The 19,793-nt window shown below is 46.8% G+C and carries 10 protein-coding genes; all 10 read left to right on the top strand.

Annotation, left to right across the window (positions count from 1 at the left end; translation table 11 throughout):
- Positions 1–1,188 carry an IPT/TIG domain-containing protein gene (locus ONB37_04675; protein MDZ7399444.1) on the top strand — a complete coding sequence of 396 codons (1,188 nt, stop codon included), beginning with the start codon at positions 1–3 and terminating at the stop codon, positions 1,186–1,188.
- Between the two features lie 429 nt (positions 1,189–1,617).
- On the top strand, positions 1,618–4,749 hold the full coding sequence (locus ONB37_04670; GenBank protein ID MDZ7399443.1) for a TonB-dependent receptor: 3,132 nt from the start codon (positions 1,618–1,620) through the stop codon (positions 4,747–4,749).
- Positions 4,750–4,909: 160 nt separating this feature from the next.
- Positions 4,910–7,036, top strand: coding sequence for a fibronectin (locus tag ONB37_04665; GenBank protein ID MDZ7399442.1), 2,127 nt, complete (start codon positions 4,910–4,912; stop codon positions 7,034–7,036).
- Positions 7,037–7,260: 224 nt separating this feature from the next.
- Complete coding sequence (locus ONB37_04660; GenBank protein MDZ7399441.1) at positions 7,261–8,448, top strand: IPT/TIG domain-containing protein; 1,188 nt, start codon at positions 7,261–7,263, stop codon at positions 8,446–8,448.
- A 303-nt stretch (positions 8,449–8,751) separates the two neighbouring features.
- Positions 8,752–10,068 (top strand): T9SS type A sorting domain-containing protein, encoded by a 1,317-nt coding sequence (locus ONB37_04655; protein ID MDZ7399440.1) that lies wholly within the window; start codon positions 8,752–8,754, stop codon positions 10,066–10,068.
- Positions 10,069–10,283: 215 nt separating this feature from the next.
- Positions 10,284–13,001 carry a T9SS type A sorting domain-containing protein gene (locus ONB37_04650; GenBank protein MDZ7399439.1) on the top strand — a complete coding sequence of 906 codons (2,718 nt, stop codon included), beginning with the start codon at positions 10,284–10,286 and terminating at the stop codon, positions 12,999–13,001.
- 111 nt (positions 13,002–13,112) lie between these two features.
- Complete coding sequence (locus ONB37_04645) at positions 13,113–13,274, top strand: hypothetical protein (protein ID MDZ7399438.1); 162 nt, start codon at positions 13,113–13,115, stop codon at positions 13,272–13,274.
- Between the two features lie 527 nt (positions 13,275–13,801).
- Positions 13,802–14,755 carry a hypothetical protein gene (locus tag ONB37_04640; protein ID MDZ7399437.1) on the top strand — a complete coding sequence of 318 codons (954 nt, stop codon included), beginning with the start codon at positions 13,802–13,804 and terminating at the stop codon, positions 14,753–14,755.
- A 113-nt stretch (positions 14,756–14,868) separates the two neighbouring features.
- Complete coding sequence (locus tag ONB37_04635; GenBank protein ID MDZ7399436.1) at positions 14,869–17,394, top strand: Ig-like domain-containing protein; 2,526 nt, start codon at positions 14,869–14,871, stop codon at positions 17,392–17,394.
- A 733-nt stretch (positions 17,395–18,127) separates the two neighbouring features.
- A partial coding sequence (locus ONB37_04630) for a PQQ-binding-like beta-propeller repeat protein (protein ID MDZ7399435.1) occupies positions 18,128–19,793 on the top strand: 1,666 nt, incomplete at its 3' end.

Below are 19,793 nucleotides of genomic sequence, written 5' to 3'. Positions count from 1 at the left end.
ATGAATAAATTAAGCTCAGCTTCCCTAATAGGAATCACGCTCACATTGATGCTGGTGATGATTGGATGCGAGGCAGATGTTCCGCCGAGCCTGTTCGATCCAAATGTAACGGGAAACCCTGCTCCAGTCATCACCGCTATCGTCCCAGCAGATAGTGCATTGGCTGGGATTGGTGATATTCAGATCCTCGGTGCCAATTTCTCTCCAGTTATCGATGAGAATCTGGTGTTCTTTAACAAGACTAAGGTGCCGATCACCTCGGCCAGTGAGACGAAACTGGTATTGAAGAGTCCCAACACTCCTTCAGATTCCATCAAGATTAAAATCGCTGTGCGCGGGGCGTTTCTGTTCAGCAATGTGATGAAATACAAATTGAAACAGGCTGTATGGGAATACAGTGACATTGGTCAATATGATGATGCCTATGGGATCGCCTGCGATCAAAATGAAAATCTTTACGTATCGTTGACCACTCGAAAAGTGGTGAAAATCACCCCGGATGGTGTCCGCAATGATTTTGGTACCACAAGCTTTCTCAAGGCTCAAGCCATGCGGGTCGGACCAGATGGTTATCTATATTTATCTCGGTTAACCACTGCGCTCTATCGGATCCCATTGGCCACTGGCGGCACATCGGTGAAATGGATCGATGCACCAGGGAAAATTTGGGATTTCGATTTTTCACCCAGCGGTATGATGTACGCCGGGGGCGACAACAACGATCTCTATCGGATCAAGCCGGATGGCTCTGGTGCTGCGGTTGCCTCTTATCCATCGATCTATATTAAGGCGATTCAGGTTTTCAATGGCTATGTCTATTGCGGTGGCGTAGATAAAACCACCAATAAACAATACGTGTGGCGCAATAGGATCATCTCTGACGATCAATTGGGTGAGCGCGAGGTCTACTTCGATTGGAGCACCAAAGTCGACCCCGTTTCAGAGGTCCAATCCCTGGTCTTTGCTGCCGATGGTGACCTTTACATTGGCACCAATGCCGCTCTGGCCATTCTGGTGGTTCATCCCGATGGCAGCTTTGAACCATTATATCCAGGGGTGATCGAACCATCCAGTTATGCGATGGCCTGGGGATCAAAACAGTATCTTTATGTCAACCGACGGGATGAGCTTAATCCCGCCCGCAAGCGGATCATCAAGCTGTTCATGCAGAAATATGGTGCGCCTTAATGAGATATCATCCCATTCGCCGGCATCTGATTGGATCTGTCCACTGGGCTGAATGGAAAGGGCATGGATCAATCATCAAAATTTTCATTAAGCATGGCAGCTGTAATTTGTAATTTGGGTAAGACTGATCGACCAATTCGCCAAAATAAGATGATAATCCGGGTGATGATTGTTTTGGGTAAAGAAATTTTGTGAAGCCAGTTTATTGCATGTTCTGAAAAACGGAAATTGGTTTGCTAATTAGAATTTTCCTTTTTGCGGCTCAAAACAGCGAAGGAAGGTCCATTCAGGCAATATACAAAAACGGCGATCTGGGACAGATTAAGATTCTTATGAAATTAGGTGCAGCGAATAGAGCTTAATAAAAAGACAACTCAGCCAGGGATGACCAAAGTGATTTGGTGAGCGATATGGCATAGCAAGATACAGATGAAGGGGCGAGCATCATCGGCTGAGAGTTCGAAAGGGGGATATGCGGCAGGGGGAACGGAATTTATCATTACAAATTTGGGAGCAGATACCGTGAAAAAAGCACTAATCGTTATCAGCTTATATATGATCATGATGAGCTCGGTGGCGTTCGCTGGCATTACCGGTAAAATCGCGGGGCAGATTATCGATGCGGAGACCGGGGGTGGATTGCCTGGAGTAAATGTTGTCATCGAAGGCACCACAATGGGCTCGGCCACCGATCTCAAGGGCAATTATGTGATTTTGAATGTGCCACCAGGGACATACACTTTAAAGGCCGCGATGATAGGCTATGCTACTGTGACCACACAGAACGTGATCGTGAAGATCGATTTGACGACGACGGTGAATTTCAGCATGCGGCCCCAGGCTTTGGAAATGGGCGAAGTCGTGGTGGTAGCAGAACGCCCCATGGTGGTGAAGGATGTTTCGGCCAGCGAAATTCACATCGATTTCAAGAAAATTGAGACCCTGCCGGTCAAGCATGTGGATGGGGTGTTGGTGCTTCAAGCGGGTATCGAGCAAGGGAGCGAGGGACCGATCATTCGGGGCGGCGCGGCGCGACAGACCGGCTTTTTGGTCGATGGGCTCTCGCTCAACGATGAGCGCGCCAATGTGCCCGTCACCGCTTTCAGCCTCAATGCGATTCAGGAGATGAAAATCCAGACCGGCGGTTTCAATGCTGAATACGGCAACATCCGCTCTGGGGTGATCAATGTGGTCACGAAAGAAGGGGACCGGGTTCGCTATAATGGGGCGATCACGGCGCAATATCGACCACCAGCAAAGAAACACTTCGGCCCTTCCATTTACGATCCATACACCTATTTCACCCGGCCATATATGGATCCTGAAGTTTGCTGGACTGGGACCACCAATGGCGCCTGGGACGCTTATACTCAGCGACAATATCCGATTTTCGAGGGTTGGATCGCTGTATCCGATGCCACAGTGCGCGATAACGATCCCAAAAACGATCTCACTCCAGAAGGCGCTAAAAAATTATGGGAATGGCAGCATCGTCGGCGCGGCGATATTGTGAAGCCCGATTACGTCATCGATGGCAGCCTTGGTGGTCCAGTGCCGATCATTGGCAAAAGGCTGGGCGATCTTCGCTTTTTCATGTCCCATTTCCAGGAGCGGGAAATGTTCATCTATCCGCTGTCCAGGGACAGCTATATCGATAATTCAACCCAGCTCAAGCTCACCTCGGATATCAACCCAACGCTCAAGCTCATTTTGACCGGGGTGTACAGCGAGGTGTTCTCCGTTTCACCGTATGACTGGACGACAACCCCAACAGGTCGGGTACTTCGGTACAACAGCGAAATCGCCGATCTCATTGAAAGCAGCAGCGGCGACGCCAAACTATATATGCCCGGATACTACAGTCCCAGCGACATTTATCGCAGTATGTTCGGCTTTAAGCTGACCCATACGCTTAGCCCAAAAACTTTCTATGAGATCAACTTTCAGCACAATATCAATCGCTACAAAACCTTTCAAATGGCGCTCCGGGATACGACTAAAAAATACGAACCAGTTCCCGGCTATTTTGTGGATGAGGCGCCCTATGGCTATTGGGGCTATGGCGTTACGGGAATTGACGGCATGATCATGGGTGGCTGGATGAACCTAGGCCGCGATAAAAGCATTAATACCACTACCAAACTTCAGGCCAGTTTCACCAGCCAATTGAATCGCGTGAACCAGCTCAAGACCGGCTTCGAGATCGTCTACGATGATCTCAATATCAAATCCTATACCGAGAATCCTGGGATGACCACATGGAATCGCACTCAGGTATATCATCGGTTCCCGTATCGCATTGGTGCTTTCGTGCAGGACAAATTGGAGTTTGAGGGATTCATCGCCAATCTGGGATTACGACTGGACTATTCTGATCCCAATGGTGTTGTATATCAATTGTCCGATTATGACAAGTATTTCAAAGAAGGTTTCGGAAAGCGAATTGAGACCGATATCCCGACCACGAAAGCGAAGGCCACCTGGCATCTCAGCCCCAGACTGGGCATATCTCATCCCATCACAGTGAATTCCAAGCTCTATTTCAACTATGGCCATTTCACTCAAGAGCCGTCGTCCACGTATCGTTTCAGGTTGCAGCGCGAATATAACGGTCTGGTCACTACGATCGGCAATCCCGATATGGTGCTCGAGAAAACCGTGGCCTACGAACTGGGCTACAGCCAAAATTTGTTCGACCTGTTCCTGCTCAATCTGGCGGCATATTATAAAGACATCACTAATCAGCCTGGCTGGGTTTATTATGAAAATATCAATGCTTCGGTTCAATACAGCAAGGCGACCAATAACAATTACGAAGATATCCGTGGCTTCGAGCTGACGCTCAGCAAAACCGCTGGCCGCTGGCTCACTGGCTTTGTCAACTACACTTATGATGTGGCGACATCGGGCTATTTCGGGCTGCAGCGATACTATGAGGACCCGAATAAACAGCGGGATTATCTGCGCAATAACCCATATCAATCTAAACCCCGGCCCCAGCCGTATGCGCGATTTAACATCGATATTCACACGCCTAGTGATTTCGGTCCAGTTTGGTTAGGCCACAAATGGCTGGGCAACTGGAACCTAAACCTGCTGGCGAATTGGCGCGCAGGGGCATACGCCACCTATAATCCCCATAATATTCCTGGGGTCGTTGATAATGTCCGATGGAAAGACACCTATAATGTCGACATGCGGCTCACCAAATCGGTTCGAATCGATCGCTATGAATTTCAGCTCTATCTGGATGTGACCAATCTATTCAATTTCAAATTCCTCAATTATGCTGGCTTTGCCAACAATTACGATTATCTCGATTATATGGAATCGCTGCATTTCTCCTGGGAAGAGGGGCCAGAACATGGGCACGATCGTATTGGCGAATATCGGAAACCTGGGGTGAAATATGAACGGTATGATCCCAGTGATCCAACCAAAACCGAAGCCGATTTGAAGCGAATTTTGGACACCAAGGCGTATATCGACATGCCGAATTTGACCTATTTCACGTTCCTGAATCCCCGGGACATCAAATTTGGGTTAAAATTCAGTTTTTAGCTTCAATCGACATCCTATGGCATTGCGATTGAAGGGTTCCAACAGCAGCAATGTGGTAAAGAGCCATTATCCGAACACTGAAGACAATTGAAGGGGCTCTCGGCATTTTAGATGTGGACTCAAGAAATTTATCATTGAAAAATAGGAATAAGAGATGAAAATGAACATCAAATGGCTAACGATTATTTTGGTAGTGTTGATCTCTCAGATTGCCATCGAGTTGCCCGATGCTGCGGGCCAGGTGGCTGGCACAGAGCGAAGGTATGTGCGGATTGGCTCGCTGCAAAATTATTTTTCTGCCTATGGTCGCGAGCGAGCCTGGAACAACGTCTATTACGAAGGCCTGATTTGGCCAGCCGATTACCCGAAGCAGGACAACGCCGTAATCAAACGCGCTTGGATCGCGGCCAAGGATTTCACGGATGAAAAGGGCCAATTTTGGGAAGCTTATGGCATCACGATCATTCTTGACCACGTGGATTTGTCGTTGTTCCCAATGGTGCTGAAGCAGATCGCCAAGTTTCCACCTCCGCTGGTTTATGTGGACGGGAACAATCTCACTGCCCCGTATCTTGGTGATGTGGATGAAATAGATCCCAACATCGTGGCGGATCGGGTCATTTTGAATGTGATCAACACATCTCTCGGACTCACGTTCACGAGAAAGATCATGTTCTTCAGCCAGCAGTATCACGATAACTATTTCATCTGCGAATACACATTGACCAACACTGGCAATACTGATTACGATGACGAGATCGAATTGAACCGACCGTTGAAAGGCGTCCGGATCGGCTGGGGACAGCGTTATAGTGTCTGTCGTGAAGGAGGGGAGCGGATCGGCGACGGCCAGGTATGGGGCAAGCATAGCTGGGTTACCAAGCGCGGTGAGGATTATCCGCTGCATGTCGGCGAAAAGATCACGGAGGCGAACCCAATTGTACAATGGATCCGCTGCGGTTTTAGCTGGGCTGGACAATCTGCAGTAAATACTTATGACAATATCGGTGCGCCAATGTTAACAGCTCCGGGGCGATTAACCGCTCCTCAGTTTGCTGGGACGGCTATTTTGCATGTGGACAAAAGCGCGACTGATAAGAGCGACGATCCTAATCAGCCGGCTGTGCTTGGCTGGCATGCGGGGGACACCTATCCCAGCCTGGGCAATTTGCAACCCTCGGATATGCCCAAGATGATTCAGCTTTATGAGATGCTCAGCGGCAAGCCTTATAATGGACTGGGCGGCACCAATCGCATGGACGAAGCCTATATGGCCACCAATCCAGATCCGTTTACCGTGCATAATGATGGTGGTGGCACGAACGTTTGGATCTGTTATGGTCCCTTTGATCTGGAGCCGGGCCAGAGCGTCCGCATTGTGGAGGCCGAGGGCATCAACGGGCTCAGTCGTCCCATGTGCGAACTGGTCGGGCGCAACTGGTTGCAGCAGAATGCGCCTTATACTTTGCCCGATGGCAGTACCACGACGGATCGCAATGTGTATAAAAATGCCTGGGTCTACACAGGAAAAGATTCTATCATGTTGACCTTTGGCCGGGCCAAACGGAATTTCGATCTCAATTATAATATTCCTCAGCCACCATTGCCACCTGCGGTGTTCAACGTGGAATCAGGTGGCGATCGCATTCGTTTATCATGGACATTGAGCGAATCTGAGTCCGAGCCTGGATTTGCGGGATACGAGGTATATCGCGCCGTCAGCCGGCCGGATACGGTGTTTGAGAAAATTGCCAGTTTGCCGCCAGGAACCAATCAATACGACGATACCCAGGCAGCCCGTGGATTCTCTTATTATTATTATCTGGTCGCGGTCAATGATGGGCGAAACAACACCACCGGGGAGGCCAACCCCCCAGGTAAGCTTCACAGCGGTCGCTTCTATACTCGAACGACTGAACCAGCCTATTTGCGCAGAAAAGCTGGTACCTCGCTGAAAGATATCCGCGTAGTGCCGAACCCTTACAACATCAAGGCACGAGGGCTGCAATATCTGGGCGAGCCTGATAAGATCACATTTTTGGACATTCCCGCCCGATGCATCATTCGCATCTTTACCGAGCGCGGCGATCTGATCCAAACCATCGAGCACACCAATGGCAGCGGTGATGAAACATGGAATTCGGTGACCTCGTCCCGTCAGGTTGTCGTCAGTGGCGTTTATATTGCCCATTTTGAAGTGACTGAAGATTATTATGACCCTGAAACTAAACAGTTGTTGTACAAAAAGGGTGAGAGTGCGTTTCGGAAGTTTGTAATTATCCGTTAGTCTATGATCAGTTTTCAGCAATCAGTAATCAGTTATCAGTGATCAGTTATCAGTGGTCTATACCTGATGACAATTGTGAAATGAAAGAAAATAGTCATTCCGAGCGCAGCGAGGAATCTTTTAATTCATAAAAACTGAAATTGCTTCCTTGTTCCGTTCCGTGAAGAGCTTGGATTTTACGATTTGAAGCAGTTAATAGAATTATCAAGCGTGAGGAGTCATAAATGGATAAATTGAAGGGAATGGGATTGCTGTTGCTGGTCGGGTTGATTGCCCTGGGATGTGATATAGAGAAGCCCGCCAGTCTCTATAATCCCAATAGTAGCTATAATCCGGATCCGGTGATCACGGCGGTGGAACCTGCTGATAGCGCCTTAGCAGGAATTGTGACGATCAAGATTCTCGGGCAGCATTTTTCACCGGTGAAGGAGCATAATTTTGTCTATTTTGGCAAGACCAAGACGCCAGTACTTGAAGCGAGCGAGACGCAACTGGTTGTTCAAAGCCCCAACTTTGTGGCTGATGCCACAACCATCAAGGTCGCTGTGATGGGTGCCATTTCATTCAGTAATCAAGTGCCTTACAAATTAGTCCGTGGTGTTGGCGAGTACGGCGGCTTTGGGGATTTTGATGAGCCATTGTTGGTGGAATGCGACAAAAATGAAAACGTATATGTGGCGCTGGCTTCTCGGAAGATCGTGAAAATAGCGCCTGATGAAACCAAAGTGGATTATGGTTCCGCCACTTTTCCGCTGTTTTCGGGGATGAAGTTTGGCCCAGACGGTGCGCTCTACATTGCCCGAAACACGCGAAACCTTTATAAAGTCCCTGCTGGGGGAGGGAATGCCGCCCAATGGCTCACAGCCAAAGGCGCCATTTATGATCTCGATTTCTCTCCCAATGGCGTGATCTATGCCGGGGGCAATGGCGACAGCCTGTTTGCCATTCAAACCAATGGCACCAGCTTCAGCGCAGCGCTTTATCCAAGCACCTACATCAAAGCGGTCCGCGTGTTCAATGGTTATGTCTATGTCGGCGGGCTGGACAAGGTTGCGAACAAGCAAATGATCTGGCGCAACCGGTTATTGGCTGACAATAAACTGGGGCCGAATGAGCTCTATTTCGATTGGTCGAGCCATTTTGAAGCAAATGCTGAAATCTTATCTATTACTTTTGGTGCAGATGGGGTGATGTATGTGGGCACCAATGCGGCAGCCGCCATTGTCGCAATTTATCCTGATGGTAAATTCGAGCCGCTTTACCCCGGCGTATTGGAGCCGAGCAGCAATTCGCTCTCCTGGGGTTCCAAGCAGTTCCTGTATGTCGCGAGGCGCAGCGATGATGCCAAGAAACGAAGAGTGATCAAAATCAATATGCTTAAAGAAGGAGCGCCGTATTACGGGCGACCATGATAATAATGGTGTGCGGAGTTAAGAGATGAAGGAGGTGATAGCAACAAAATAGCGTAGCAAACATGATTTCGAGATCTGCAACTTGATGGCTCAATCATTTTTGACAAGCCGTCTTTGCTCCGTTCGGATTTTCATGAATCCCATTGGTCAATTTGAATCGGTCTGTCAAAAATGAGAACCAAAAGTCATGCAGATACCGAGATGTATTGTCAGCACGGAGAAACCAAAAATCTCCGGTTTTAAATGGTTTTATTAATTGGATGGATTGAGTTTTTTTATCAACACAAATTTTGGAGGAATGAAATGAAAAAAGTTTTCTACACAGTTGTAGCGCTATTAATGGTCTCAAGCTTAGCGCTGGCGCAATGGGAATACGTTGGCGATTTTGCAACAATCGCACAACCTCATGGGATTGTAAAAACAGGCGATGGCAAGATTTGGGTTGGATCATATGCTTATACCGATACCATTTTTAAACCAGATGGTACTCCTATACGAATTAAACCGATTTGGGTTTATAATCAAGATGGCTCTGTGTATGCCAAAGTTCGCTTTTTAAAGCATGCCACTGGGCAGATTGATACGTTGTATAATGGCTGTCGAGGGGATGCGCTTGACAATGAGGGCAATATATTTCATTCGGCCTATGATGAAATGTGGCGGATCAATTACCAGACGCTCGATCCAGCTACTTTTAGTGCTGAGGTCACTGGCAAGGTGAAACCAAAACCAGCTGCCTCTCTTACTGAAGGCGCAGCCGATGAAAATGGCTATGTATATCTTGCTCATGTTGCGAGTGGCAACCCTGCCTACATCTTCGATAAGGATCTGCAGCTATATTCTTTTGTGGCTGATACCAACCTGGGATTGCAGCGAAGCGTGCTTGTCAGCAAGGATGGCAAAGATGTTTATTTTGGCAAGATATACTCTGGCCGAAATGGCGTTGTCCATTGGCACAGCGATGATGGTCCTGATGGCACGTACGCACCAGTGGATACCTTTGGCACAACTCCTGACAAGGTCATGTGGGGCCAGTGCCTGGATTGGGATCCCTGGGGCATGATGTGGGTTGGAACCTATTGGGATGTCGGTGCGAATGATTTTACCGGCTGGTACGCCTTAGATCCGAAAAAAGGCTGGGCCATTGTCGATAGCATCGGAAAGAGCAAAGGTAAATTTGATGCAAATGTTCCAGCAGATGGTGGGACTTTTTATTCACCACGCGGCGTCATTTTCTGGGAAGAAGGTGGTGTCTGGTATGCACTAACCAATGACTTCGATGGTGGCTTAGTAAAGAAATGGAAGAACGCTAATCCTTACACTGGCGTTATTAGGGTTGAAAACGGTGAAGTAGTTCGAAATTACAGTCTGTTGCAGAACTATCCTAACCCATTCAATCCGACTACAACCATTCCGTTCACGCTGGCTAAGCGAGGCTTTGTTGAACTTAAGATATATGATATTAATGGCCGCGAGGTCAAGACGCTGGTCAGCCAGAATATGGAAGAAGGTCGATACGATATTCCCTTTGATGCCACTGGGCTACCAACTGGTACCTATTTCTATCGATTAAAGGTCGATGGCCAGTTGATGACAAAATCAATGACACTTGTGAAGTAGTTGTTTTGCAGCATCGTTTCCAAAAGAAAAAGCCGTTGGGAGGAGGTTTTCCCAACGGCTTTTGATTATGGTGCAATTGCCGGCTCCTGTGAACTTTCAATCCTCATGAAAGAGAGTCAAGCACAAACCACTACTTATGTGTTGCCGATTGACACCGAAAATGGTAATTCACTTGATCGATCATCAAGCTTAAATTCAAGAGCTATCGTCTTATCATGAAAAAAATCGTTATTCCATTCGTTTTTTTTGGCTTGGCTGTGTTATTGTTGCTCTCTGAACTTTGTTGGGCTGCTGGCAAAGTCTATCTCGTCCTTGGCTCCGATACTGCCATCTGGGACGGGATGAGCGTCTCGAACTATCATTGCACTTATAGCCTCGACCTGTATACCAATCCAGCGCGAAATGCCTATCAGGTGATGGATCCATCCTTCCGGGCGCGCATGGTCGATTCTGATGGCAAGCCGCTCAAAATGACCTGGTGGATGATGGCCGGCAATATTTTTCGATATGCTACCAATCGCAATGTCCCAATCCCTAATATCATGACCATGTATCTGATGCAAAAGTATCATGGCCATGCCGTGCACCAGCTCGGGGACGAGCTGTCACTGCACTATCATACCTTTGGTTGGACCGATTACAATAACGATGGCATCTGGTACTGGAACCAGACGCGGACGTTTGTCGAATGCAAAGATGATTTTGATTGTACCCTTTGCCAGTTGCTGCTGGAAGAAAAGGTGTTCCCGGTCTCCTTCCGGAGTGGCTGGCATTTTATGGATAACGATTGGCAGAATTATCTCGATCAGTTGCTGCCATACAGTATGCACAATGATTATCCCGTGCATGGCGTCGATGTCACTGAGCCGCTGGATAATAATTACGATTGGTCCCAGGCGCCAGCGGAGTGGATCCCGTTTCATCCGTCTCCTGAAAACTATCAGCGACCGGGAAGCTGTCGCGGCTGGAATGTTCGTTCAGCGCATTTGAGCACTACGCGCTCTCGGGGATATCTGCATGAGATTTTCAAACAGGCCCATGCGGGTATCGATCAAGTAGCTTGTATCTGGGGCCATCTGCCAGAGACCGATTTCCTGACCAATATCCAAAAGATCGATAGCGTCGCTCACCATTTGGCCGGCATTTATCCTGATGTCAAATTTTATTATTGCACAGCCATCGAAGCGATGCAGCGTTGGCTGAAGACCGCTGATCAGGAAGCCCCAAAGCTAACAATTGAGGAACGACCGCTTGGGAACGATGTTGCGTTCGTTATTACCACTGATGAACCGATTTTTCAGCAGCAGCCGTTTGTCGCTGCCAAGGATATTTATGAACGCTATTTCATCATGCCTTGCCAGAGGATTGGGCAGAATCAGTGGCAGACCATCGAGCCAGTAGCGAAGAATCTGCTGGCCAAAGTGGGCGTGGCAGTGTGCGATACGGTTGGAAACCAGTCGATGAAATTTATCCAATATTTGCCCGATGATATTTTTGTGGACAATCGGGATCGCGGCTTTGTGATGGCATCTGGCAATTGGGGCCCGTCATCGAATTGCGCGTGGGGTTCGGATGCGCAAATTGTCACGGTGACAGCAAATGACACGGTTCGCGTCCAATGGATTCCCGATATCCCTCAATCTGGCTTCTATAACATTTTCGTTCAGGTTCCCAAAATTGAAAATCCCGCCAATCGTCTGATATATCGAATCTACGCCAATGATCAACCAGTCGATACTATTTTGTTCAATCAGCCGCTGACCTATATGGACTGGGTTTATGTGGCTACAGCTTATCTTGAGGAGGGTGTACATAATTATCTGGAGTTGGTGGCAGTTGGCAGCCAACAGCCGGGCAAAGTCGTGGCCGCCGATGTGGCGAAATTTTCAGCCCTGGTTCGGGAACGGGACCTGGCAGTTGATCAAAATTTTATCAATTTGGGAGCTTTGAGCCAAGATGTCCCATTCAACTGGAATCTAAAGATCACCAATCGTGGCTATCAAAGTTTGACCATTTTAGATTGTATTTCGAAACATCACTTCGTGACAACAAGCGCAACATTTCCTGTTGAAGTGGCTAGGATGAGTTCTGTCTCTCTGCCGTTGCGATTTTATTCAAGAAATACTGGCAAAGTGATCGATACGCTGGTCATTCATAGTGATGATCCGCATCAACCCTTTTTGTCTGTAGTGGTGACGGCCAAAGTAGAATCCTTTTTTATAGTCGTTGATAATGATGACTCGTCGAGTTATCGTGAATTTGGCAAATGGGCTACCAGTGTGGCTCAAGCGTATGGACCGTCGAGTCGCTATGCCTGGCTCAATCAGACTCCGCTCGCCTGGGCGTCGTTTCAAACTCAGGTGAGCAGGTCAGGCTATTATGATATTTTTGAGATTGTCCCGACCACGGTCAACGCGTCCAATCATGCAGCTTATGTGTTGAGAATCCAGAATGTGATTGTCGATTCCATCATCATTAACCAGAACCAGGGCAGCGGATCTTGGGTGCTATTAGGGAGATATCATCTTCCTGCAAATTATAAAATCGAAGTCAGGGTGATAGACACTGGGAAAAATACCAATCCTAATGCGGTGCTGCGTGCAGATGCGATCAAGTTTTCATTGGCGACTCCAACTTCCTCTATTTCAGATGGTGGATTTCAAAAGCCAAACTCGTTTTGTTTGGAGCAAAATTATCCCAATCCGTTCAATGCCAATACTACGATCCGTTATGCCATACCAAAGGAGACAAAAGTGCAATTGCGGATTTTGAATGTATTGGGCCAAGAGATCGCTAAACTGGTAGATGAAAGCCTTCCGCCTGGAATCTATTCCGTAAACTGGGATGCGAATAATCTGGCATCGGGGATTTATCTTTATCAATTGAGCACCGGGGAATTTTCCTCGGTGAAAAAATTGATGGTCGTCAAATAGGCGATTGATCTGCTTTTGTAGAGAAATAATTTTTGGTCACAGAAATGAAGGGTTACAGAATTGCTTTTGAGATTTTGATGGAATTCCCCACGGATGATAGGACAATCGCGGATGATGATTTTGGTGACAGAAATGAAGGGTTACAGAATTGCTTTTGAGATTTTGATGGAATTCCCCACGGATGATAGGACAATCGCGGATGATGATTTTGGTGACAGAAATGAAGAGTTACAGAATTGCTTTTGGGATTTTGATGAGATTCCTCGCGGATGATAGGACGATCGCGGATAGAAAGATCGGTGATGGTTTTATCATCCGAGTGGGAAGCAACCATTGAGATTAAGAAACAGGTTTCTTTGAATAATTAATTGAATTCATATTTCAATGGTTGTTCGATTTTTGTGGTTAATGATTTTTTTTGTTCACCGAGTTTCCAGTTGTTAGTGATCTGCCTATAAGGATAAAAGATCATGGAATTTTGATGAATTTTAGCTTGCTTTATCTTCGGATAATAAAACCGCCGGGGATAAGAAAATCCGTGATGGTTTTATCATCCGAGGGGTTGTTTTGATTCATTGGGGGCAAGAGAGATGTACCTGCAGATGATGATATCTGGTCACAGAAGTTAAGGGTCACAAAATTGCTTTTGAGATTTTGATGGAATTCCCCCGGATGATAGAACAGCCGCGGATAGAGAGATGTATGGTGGTTTTATCATCCGTTGGGATTAATCCGTTGCTCAACCAAACGTCATTAAGTCAACTTGATGACTCTATTCATTCAATCAATGGAGCTAATTTATGCGACAAATACTATTGCTGCTAATTTTGAGCATCATTCTTAATTTGCCAGCCTCAGCTCAGCCGTGGAAGGCTGGAAATCCTATCAAACTTATTGGGGGAGATGGGCTCTATTTCATGCATCCAGTGTTTTCCCCTGATGGGACAAAAATTGCCTTTACTACTTCCAACTATCAAGGGTTATGGATCATGAATGCCGATGGCAGTGGGGCAAAAGAAATATCAGATGAACCCGCTGCTGGCTTTGGATTTGAGTGGTCTTCGGACTCGAAGGCCATCGTCACCCGGGTGGCAAAATTTGAGAAGTGGTATCGATTCAATGCCGTTAAGGTGTTTGATCTGGAGCGTGGTGAATCGCGCTTTATCACCAATTTTCGCACGCTAATGCCTGGTTTACCGCACTGGGGCGCTGGGGATGAAAAGATTTATATGTATGGGCGAGGCAAGTTAGAAGTGTATGATTCGGGCAAGCGAGCAACAGCACTACAAAAAAGCGCTATCCCGGCAGTTTCTGCATTTTTAAAGGATGATCAAATCGCGATCGGCAATCCTGCTGCCAAGGATTACCAAGTTTATGAGCCGATCAAAGGGGAGCGTTGCATTAACCTGTCCCTCTCCCCCGATCGGTCCCGCGTGGCATTCGAAATCATGGGGGGGAATATGTATGTCATGAGGATCGATGGAACCGACCTCAACGATCTCGGCCGTGGGCATCGTCCTCAATGGTCGCCTGATAGCCAACATCTGATTTACATGGTCACCAATGACGACGGATACCGTTACCTCTCCTCTGATCTTTATATCATAAAAACAGATGGAACTGGTAAAAGTAGATTGGTATTTCCAGAAGACAAATTGGAGATGAATCCGCATTGGTCCCCTGATGGAAAAAAGATCGTTTTCGATGTGCTGAATGAGGGGGCGATTTATGTGGTAGAACTGACTAAGGATTGATCAATAAAAAGCGATTTGTGAGCAGTAACCAGTTATCAATGATCAATGGAGCAGCTTTGTGAGGATGAGGAAGCTGGAGCGCGGGTAATGAGCTAATTTCGAAAGGAAAAAATATGAGATTTTTTATAAAAGCTGTATTAGTCATTTTGTTTTTGAGTGGTCCATGCTTTAGCCAGGTAACTGGTTTGGCGGGCTGGAATATTTTTCTCGATCCTGGTCATAGCCAGAAAGAGAACATGGGAATTTATAATTATTCTGAGGCGGAAAAGAACTTGGGGGTTGGGCTGGCATTGCGCGAGATGCTACTGGAGACCACTGATATCGATACTGTTTATATTTCTCGTACAAATGATCAGCAGATTGTGTCGTTAAGCCAGCGAACCGATTATGCCAACAGCGTGGGTGCAGCTTGGTTTCATTCCATCCACAGCGATGCAGGTAGCCCAGAGTACAACAGCACCTTGCTATTGTGGGGCCAATATTACAACAAAGCCGAGAAAGTCCCGAATGGCGGCAAGGCCATGGCTGATATTATGGTGGTTCTCTTAACCCAAGGCATGCGCACCAATACCCGCGGTTCAATAGGAGATTGTACCTTTTATGCTTATACTGGCGCTTGCTCTCCGAGTTGGCCTGGACCCTATTTGCATGTGAATCGCATGAGCAATATGCCCTCTGAGTTGAGCGAAGCTGGTTTTCATACCAATCCGCGGCAGAATCAGTTGAATATGAATGCCGAATGGAAAAAGCTCGAAGCGAAAACTTTCTATTGGTCGATCCTCAAATTTCATGACATCCCTAGGCCAGCGGAGCGGATTGTCACAGGTATCATAACGGACAATGAAACTGGCGTCCCAATCAACGGCGCTCGGGTTACAATTGATGGAAAAACGTATGTGACCGATTCATACCAATCGCTTTTTTACAAATATAGCAATGATCCGGATCAGCTTCATAATGGATTTTATTATTTGGAGGATTTATCTGCTGGTGCATTGGAGATGATCATCGAGGCGGAGGGCTATTACAGCGATACGCTGACCGTGACGCCTGTCGACACGTTTTTCACATTCAAGGATGTGAAATTGATTTCCAAAAAGCCGCCTTACCTGGTCTCGACCACACCGGCTAATGGCGCGATCAATGTCCCAGCTTGGAACGACATCATTTTCAATTTCAGTCGCAAGATGAATCGCGCTAAGGTGGAAGCAAGCTTCTTGATCGACCCTCCAGCCACTGGAAAATTCATTTGGCAAAATGACGATCGAAAGCTGATCTTTCGACCAGATAGCCTTCGATTTCTTTTCGATTACTCAATCACCATCTCTGGGAATGCGACGGATTTTTATGGTCATTTATTTGATGGCAATAAAGATGGCATTGGCGGAGATGATTTTGTGTTGCAATTTCGAACCGGCCCTCCAGATATGTCGCCGCCTAAGATCGTTTCAATTTATCCTCCTTCGAGCTCAAATAACGTGGAGCGCTGGCCGATTGTCAATATCACCTATGATGAAGTGATCGATTCGTCCTCGATTTCTTCCGATAAGATTCGGCTGGAGCGCTTTCAGGACCATACGTACGTGTCTGGCCAGCTTCAGCATTATGTGATCAATAATCAAAGTGTGTTCTGCTTTTTCCCAGCGCAAAAGTTATTTCCTAACGAAGTGTATGTTACTCGGATTGCTCCTGGTTTCTCTGACGCCTGGGGAAATACAGTTACCTCGGCTAAATCCTATAGCTTCAGGACAATCGATGCCGATTTTAGCGTCACGTCTATCGATAATTTTGAGTCGAACCTGATGGTGAATTGGTGGGCTCCGCAGCAGAGTGGAAGTACTGCTGGCATTTTAACGGAAAAGACCAGTCGCGGAGAGAATAAGGTCATTGTCAATCTATTAACCCAGAGCACCACTTCGCTGCAAGTTAACTATGGCTGGGATGTGAATGTCAGCTCGTGGCTCATTCGACTTTATATTGCCGATAGCGCTCCAGCTAAAACCGTGTTGTTCAATAGCGACTATATTTTGCAAGCTTATGTGTTTGGTGATGGCAGTGGCAATCAATTCCGATTCTGCGTGGATGATAAATATCCCAATCTGGCAGCGGCCAATCACGAAGTGAGTCCGTGGATCACCATAGACTGGCTTGGCTGGAAGTTGGTCTCCTGGGATATGAGCAAGGACGGCACAGGAACATGGCTGGGAGATGGCAATCTGGATGGAACGTTGCGATTGGAAAGCCTTCAATTCACTTATAATCCCGGCAGTCCAACTGTTGGCACGCTCTATTTTGATGATTTGAGAATCGTGAAAAAAGTCGCGGTTTCAGTTGACGAACCATACATCCAATTGCCGCGACAATTTACCCTGTTGCAGAATTACCCCAATCCCTTCAATTCGGAAACGACCATCGAATATCAAATTTCAGGAGAAGCCCAACCAGTGCGGCTTGAGATTTTTGATCTACTCGGCCAGCGCGTTCGGTTGCTCGTTGATTCAAAACAGTTAGTCGGATCCTATCGGGTTATTTGGGATGGTAAGGACGATCGAGGCAAAGATGTAGCCAGCGGAATTTATCTCTATAAAATTATCGCTGGATCTTTTAATGAAACGAAGCGAATGCTACTGTTGCGCTGATGTTTTTGCTCCACTGGTCGCTCGAATACTTCAAGCTGACCGCAAATTCCGCGCGGATGATAAAACGACCACAGATAGAAATATCTGAGGTGGTTTTATCTTCTGTGGGGCAGTTTTAATCTGTTGGATACAGAAATAGAAGGTCGTAGAATTGCTTTTGTGATTTTGATGAAATTCCCCGCGGATGATAGGACAGCCGCGGATAAGACGATCCGTGGTGGTTTTTTGATCTGTGGGGTAGAATCAATTGGGGTTCAAGGGAGATGTTCTCGCGGATGATGAATTTTGGTCAGAGAAGTGAAAGGTCACAGAATTGTTTTTGTGATTTTGATGAAATTCCCCGCGGATGATAGGACTACCACGGATAGGAAATCTGCGGTGGTTTTATAATCTGTGGGGTAGAATCAATTGGGGTTCAAGGGAGAAGTTCCCGCGGATGATGAATTTTGGTCAGAGAAGTGAAAGGTCACAGAATTGTTTTTGTGATTTTGATGAAATTCCCCACGGATGATAGGACGACCACAGATGGGGAGATCTGAGGTGGTTTTATCATCCGTGAGGAAAAATCCGTTGGGTTGTTTCCGCCCATTAGCGCCTTACAGAAACCTATTAAAAAATCAAAATGAAATATTGTAGCGTGATTTTCCTTTGTCTTGTCTTCCTCTTTTGCTACCCTTCTGCTTTATTGCCGCAGAATAGCTCAATTTGTTTTGCTTGGTTAAGCGATACGCATGTGGGATCATCAACTGGCGCTGAAGATTTGCGCGCAGCGGTTCGGGACATGAACGGCATCGATGACATCGAATTCGTTATTTTGTCCGGCGATATTACGGAGATGGGTAGCAATCGCGAGCTAGAATTAGCTAAAACCATTTTGGACAGTCTCAATAAGCCTTATTACATCATTCCAGGCAATCACGACACGAAATGGTCAGAATCGGGATGCACGAAGTTCAGTGAAATTTGGGGAGACGATAAATTTCAGTTTGAGTATAAGGGCTACCGTTTCATTGGCATGCATCAGGGACCACTGATGCGCATGGGCGATGGTCATTTTTCGCCAGAAGACCTGCGCTGGCTGGATTCGCTATTGGTCAATTTGCCGAATCCATGGCAGCCACTTATTTTTGTTACCCATTATCCGATTGACACATCTGTGGATAACTGGTATGAATTCCTCGATCGGGTGCGAAATTATCAAACTAAAGCTATTCTTTTTGGACATGGTCATCGAAATAAAATTTATGATTTGGAAGGTATCTCTGGCGTCATGGGCCGTTCGGCTCTGCAAGGCAATCGTCCTTTTGGAGGATACAACATCGTTACCGTGAGAAATGACAGTATGTTTTTTTGCGAGCGATTCGCCGCGCCAAATTTGATCTCAAATGAGAATCAGCCTCCAAATAACTCCATGCCCAATGTGCCATGCTTCGTAATTGATCCTTGGCATAAATTATCCCTTCAGCGATCCAAAATGGATTCCAATCCAGATAAATTCAATCGTCCAGATTTCTCAATCAATCAAAATTATCCAATAGTTAAAATCAGATGGTTGGTCGACACGGGATATAGTATCACTGCTTCCCCATGCGTCTGGGAAGACAAAGTAATTGTCGGTAACCGTGCGGGCATGATTTATGGATTATCGATCCGAAATGGAAAAAAGTTGTGGGATCTTCGGGTAAAAGGGAGTATATTATCTTCACCAGCGGCAGACCAAGAACGGGTAATTTTTGCAGGCACAGACGGAGCTATCTATTGTTTGAATGCAAAAAATGGTCGATTGCTGTGGCAATTTCCTACTGGAGCACCAATTGTCGCGGCGCCGCAAATCTATAATGATATGGTTTACATTGGGTCGAGCGATGGTCACTTTCGCGCCATTGATTTGGATAATGGAGGGCTCCTTTGGGAATTCTCTGGCGTGATTGGGTTTGTTGAAACGCGGCCGCTAATTTATCAGGATAAAGTGATTTTTGGTGCTTGGGACACTTACTTGTACGCTTTGAATCGCCGCGATGGTTCACTGGCATGGAAGTGGTGCAATGGCAATCCAGGACGATTATATTCGCCAGCCGCCTGCTGGCCTGTGGCTGCCGAGGGGAAAGTCTTTATCGTTGCCCCAGATCGATTTATTACGGCAATAAATGTCAACTCCGGAGAGACGATCTGGCGAACTGGCATGCATAAGGTACGTGAGTCCATTGGCATCTCGCAAGATGGTGAAAGGATTTATGCCCGTTGCATGGAGGATACATTGCTGGCTTTTTCATCGCACTCCGAAGTTCCGCGGTTGATTTGGGCAACATCATGTAACTATGGCTATGATATTGCCCCTTCGATGCCAATGGAAAAAGATGGTGCGGTGTTCTTTGGCACGAAGAATGGTTTTGTTTATG

It is taken from the genome of candidate division KSB1 bacterium, assembly GCA_034506395.1.
Taxonomy (GTDB): domain Bacteria; phylum Zhuqueibacterota; class Zhuqueibacteria; order Thermofontimicrobiales; family Thermofontimicrobiaceae; genus Thermofontimicrobium.
Note: the sequence above shows the minus strand (reverse complement) of the source record. Positions and strands in the feature narration are given on the sequence as shown.

Coding starts and splice junctions, on each gene's coding strand:
- ONB37_04675 (MDZ7399444.1), top strand. CDS start 1: ATGAATAAATTAAGCTCAGCTTCCCTAATAGGAATCACGCTCACATTG.
- ONB37_04670 (MDZ7399443.1), top strand. CDS start 1,618: ATGAAGGGGCGAGCATCATCGGCTGAGAGTTCGAAAGGGGGATATGCG.
- ONB37_04665 (MDZ7399442.1), top strand. CDS start 4,910: ATGAACATCAAATGGCTAACGATTATTTTGGTAGTGTTGATCTCTCAG.
- ONB37_04660 (MDZ7399441.1), top strand. CDS start 7,261: ATGGATAAATTGAAGGGAATGGGATTGCTGTTGCTGGTCGGGTTGATT.
- ONB37_04655 (MDZ7399440.1), top strand. CDS start 8,752: ATGAAAAAAGTTTTCTACACAGTTGTAGCGCTATTAATGGTCTCAAGC.
- ONB37_04650 (MDZ7399439.1), top strand. CDS start 10,284: ATGAAAAAAATCGTTATTCCATTCGTTTTTTTTGGCTTGGCTGTGTTA.
- ONB37_04645 (MDZ7399438.1), top strand. CDS start 13,113: ATGATGATTTTGGTGACAGAAATGAAGGGTTACAGAATTGCTTTTGAG.
- ONB37_04640 (MDZ7399437.1), top strand. CDS start 13,802: ATGCGACAAATACTATTGCTGCTAATTTTGAGCATCATTCTTAATTTG.
- ONB37_04635 (MDZ7399436.1), top strand. CDS start 14,869: ATGAGATTTTTTATAAAAGCTGTATTAGTCATTTTGTTTTTGAGTGGT.